The sequence below is a fragment of the Gilvimarinus sp. 1_MG-2023 genome (genome assembly GCF_030548285.1).
The window spans coordinates 1-245 of the sequence record NZ_JAUOSC010001509.1 but is presented as its reverse complement, the minus strand read 5'-3'; the positions used below and the strand labels follow the sequence as shown (position 1 = coordinate 245).

Sequence of the window (245 nt, the reverse complement as noted above, 5' to 3'; positions counted from 1 at the left end):
CGTCCAATGTGCTGTCGTAACCGGCGTATTCACCGTAATAGCTGTTGGAGACGCCTTCGGCATTCAGCCAGATATCGCGGTGCGTGTTATCCGAGAAGCAAGAATGCTCGTCTTCCTGGGAGTTGGAAGAAAAGGCAATCTGCATCCGCTCACCCGCCAGCTCGCCTTCAGACAATGTACCCATACCGGTGAGGATTTCGGCCAGCTTCTGTTTGGCGTCATCTTCGCTGCTGATGGTGGTAAAC

1 protein-coding gene is annotated in these 245 nt (G+C 53.9%); it reads right to left on the bottom strand.

Going from position 1 to position 245, the window contains the following annotated elements; translation table 11 throughout:
* Positions 1 to 245 (bottom strand): imelysin family protein (locus Q4563_RS21870; protein WP_303606035.1); only part of this gene is annotated, 245 nt, incomplete at both ends.